The following is a 3308-nucleotide window of genomic DNA, read 5'->3' on the forward strand; positions in this document are numbered from 1 at the left end:
GATTGCGCAGAATCCGCAGCAGCTCCGCCTTGCATTGGTTCATCATTAATTTCATTTTCATGACTGTACCGCCTCCGGTTCCAAGGTTAATTGTTCAAAAGCTGCATCGAGCCTTCCCTGATCTATCCGCACATCCTTCACCGCAAATCCGCCGGTAAAAATAGCCCTTAGCGCTTCGTCCGTATTGTCTGTTGTCACATGAATCCGGCCGTCCCTGTCGCTGATCCCCTTAATCACCGCCAGCCGCTCAAGCTGCCGGCTCAGCTCCCCGGCATCTCCCGCCGGCAGAAAAGACAATGAACGCTGCACCAGCCGCGATTTAATCTCCTCAGGGCTTCCGTCTGCGACCAGCGTCCCCCTGCTGAACAGCAGAATCCGGTCGGCAATATCCTCAGCCTCCTGCAGATAGTGCGTGGTGAACAGAATGGTCTTACCCTGCGCGGCCAGTCCGCGTACCGTCTCCCAGAACCGCCGCCGTGCTGTCGTGTCCAGCCCTACCGTCGGCTCATCCAGAAACAGCAGATCAGGATTGCCTGCCAGTGCCAAGGCAAAGCCAAGGCTGCGCTTCTGCCCGCCTGACAGCTTCTCGGCATACCGCATCAGATCAGCCGCTTCGAGCCCTGTGGCTGCATACAGCGCCTCTTCTTCCAGCGGCTGCGGATAGTAGCTGCGGATCAGCGAAATAATCTCATGTACCTTGAGCCGGTCCATAACGCTTACCTCCTGCAGCATCGCTCCGCTTCTCTCCCGGACCGCGCCATGCTTGGGCGGTAAGCCGAATACACGGACCCGCCCTTCCGTAGGTTCGGTCAAGCCCAGCAGCATCGACAGCATCGTAGTTTTGCCCGCTCCGTTGGGCCCAAGAATTGCCGTAACCGAGCCCTTGCCGATGGTGAAGCTGATACCGTCGACAGCTCTTTTGCCGTGAAATACTTTACTGACCTGCTCCATCTCAATTACATGCTCCATATCCGTTCCCCCCGCGTCCTTAATCTTCATATCCCAATGATATACGGAGCGGCGATATGACATTAGTAAGGACTGTCATTTCTTCAAACTGACAGTTGTCACCTCCGGGAGGAAAAAGCGCGTTCCGCGGAAATCAACGGGATTTTTACCTTTGTTCTCGCGGAAAGCGGGCACTTTCCCGGATTCAACGGGATTTTTCCCTTTGTTCTCACGGAAAACGGACGCTTACCCGGAATCAACGGGATTTTTACCTTTGTTCTCGTGGAAATCGGGCGCCTCCCGGGAATCAGCAGAATCCCCCTTACTGGAGTCACCTCCTTGTGGGGCAGCACAGGGCAATGCCGCAAACACTGTCCATTCACCGAAGACGTCCGCGTCTGCGGCAGCATCGGCCAACAAAAAAGCAAAAAAACAAGCACGGCTTCCCGGTTCCGGATAAGCCATGCTTGCCTGTGTTGTTTACAAGTTGCGCTATATATATGCTCTTCTACTTAGGAATCTGCAAATGGGGTAACCCCCGCATTTCTTGCTTTTCCCGGCATGAGGCGTCGGGCATACCCTCCTACGCCTCCCCCCATAAAAAAGCAAGGCAGCCCCGAGCTGCAATTACCGCTTCATAAATCCCTTATCCAGCAGAAACTCCTTCAAATGCAGCCGCGCAGGCTCGGCAAGCCGCTTCGCCATCATCGCCGACCAAGGGATATCGCTCTGCCCGCCGGTCCGCTCCAGCATATACTGCTGGATACCTTGTCATACAGCTTGACCTGTTCCTTGGTCTGCTCCTTATCGTAGCCGTTATGGTGCAGCACGGCCGCCAGCGGCAGCCGCGGACGCAGGCCGGACGCTCCGGCGGGAGTTCCCAGGCACATGCCGAATACAGGATAGACCAGCTCCGGGAGGCCCAGCAGCTCGGACACTGCTGCGCTGTTATTGCGGATACCGCCGATATAGACAATCCCGAGGCCCAGTGATTCAGCCGCAATGGCCGCATTCTGTGCGGCAAGGGCAACGTCAACAGTGGCCACAATCAGATTCTCCGTGGTGTCCTCGTAAGTAGGGATATCTCCCAGATGCGGTCCCGCTGTTTCGTGCAGCCGGTATAGATCAGCGCACCAGACCAGAAACACCGGACACTGCTCAATATAAGCCTGGTTGCCCGAGTAACCGGAGAGCTGTGCCTTAAGATCGGGATTCGTAACTGCAATGACACTATAGGCCTGAACATTACTGGAGGTGGAGGCCATCTGTGCCGCCCCGATAATAGCCGCCAGCTGCTCTCCGCTCACGGGCGTATCCAGGAACTGGCGCACGGAGGCATGCTTCATTAATAGAGAGAGTGTATCATTACCGACACTGCCCCCGGCCAATCGTTGCTCTTCACTCATGTTTATCGCTCCTTAGTACGGCCTTTGGTTACAGCTTTACCCGCTGCAGCCGCAGCGCGTTGAGTACAACCGATACGGAGCTGAATGCCATCGCAGCCCCGGCAAGCCATGGGGCCAGGAAGCCCAGCGCAGCAATCGGTATCCCAATTGTATTGTAAGCCAGCGCCCAGAACAAATTCTGCTTAATATTGCTCATGGTTCTGCGGCTCATCAGAATCGCATCGGGGATGCTCATCAGGTCCCCCCGCATGAGGGTGATATCCGCCGCTTCCATGGCCACATCGGTTCCAGTACCGATCGCCATCCCGGTATCTGCCGTGGCGAGCGCCGGTGCATCATTGATCCCGTCACCGACCATGGCCACCTTGTTGCCGCCGCTTTGCAGCCGGCGGATTTCGGCCGCTTTGCCTTCCGGCAACACCTCAGCCAGCACGGTGCGTATACCCGCCTGCTTAGCAATCGCTTCGGCAGTCAGTTTGTTGTCGCCGGTGATCATCACCACTTCAATACCCATTTCATGCAGTCTTGCCACAGCCGCCTTCGAGGTCTCCTTGATCGTATCGGCCACCGCCACGATTCCCGCGATGTCTCCATCCACCGATACCAGCATCGCGGTTTTTCCCTCCTGCTCCAGCTGCTTCATTAGTGGTGTCCATTGCCCGGTCTCCGCACCGCTCTCCTCCATCATCCGGCGCGTCCCGACCTGCACCGCCATCCCGTCAACCACCGCGAAGATTCCTCTGCCCGGCACGGCCTGAAACTGCTCCGCTACCGGCAGCTCAAGGGTCCGCGCGGCAGCAGCGGCTACGATGGCATCCGCCAGCGGATGCTCCGACAGCTTCTCTGCTGCGGCCGTAATGGAGAGCAGGCGGTTCTCAGCCAGCACTTTGCCGTGGACCGGGATTCCGGTAGTAGTAATAATATCTGTGAGCACCGGTTTGCCGCTGGTCACAG

At 57.2% G+C, this 3308-nt stretch carries 2 protein-coding genes and 1 pseudogene; all 3 read right to left on the minus strand.

Going from position 1 to position 3308, the window contains the following annotated elements:
- Positions 1 to 57: 57 nt before the first annotated feature.
- Positions 58 to 969 (minus strand): ABC transporter ATP-binding protein, encoded by a 912-nt coding sequence (locus AQR02_RS25495; RefSeq protein ID WP_054943182.1) that lies wholly within the window; start codon positions 967 to 969, stop codon positions 58 to 60.
- A gap of 606 nt (positions 970 to 1575) precedes the next feature.
- A pseudogene (nfsA, locus tag AQR02_RS25505) lies at positions 1576 to 2354 on the minus strand (oxygen-insensitive NADPH nitroreductase).
- Positions 2355 to 2382: 28 nt separating this feature from the next.
- The coding region (locus tag AQR02_RS25510) for an HAD-IC family P-type ATPase (RefSeq protein WP_148449207.1) at positions 2383 to 3308 on the minus strand (926 nt) is incomplete at its 5' end.

Origin of the sequence: Paenibacillus ihuae (assembly GCF_001368795.1) — a bacterium.
Classification (GTDB): domain Bacteria; phylum Bacillota; class Bacilli; order Paenibacillales; family Paenibacillaceae; genus Paenibacillus_AQ; species Paenibacillus_AQ ihuae.

Excerpts from the sequence above, each read along its gene's own strand:
- AQR02_RS25495 (WP_054943182.1), bottom strand. The coding sequence starts at position 969 with ATGGAGCATGTAATTGAGATGGAGCAGGTCAGTAAAGTATTTCACGGC.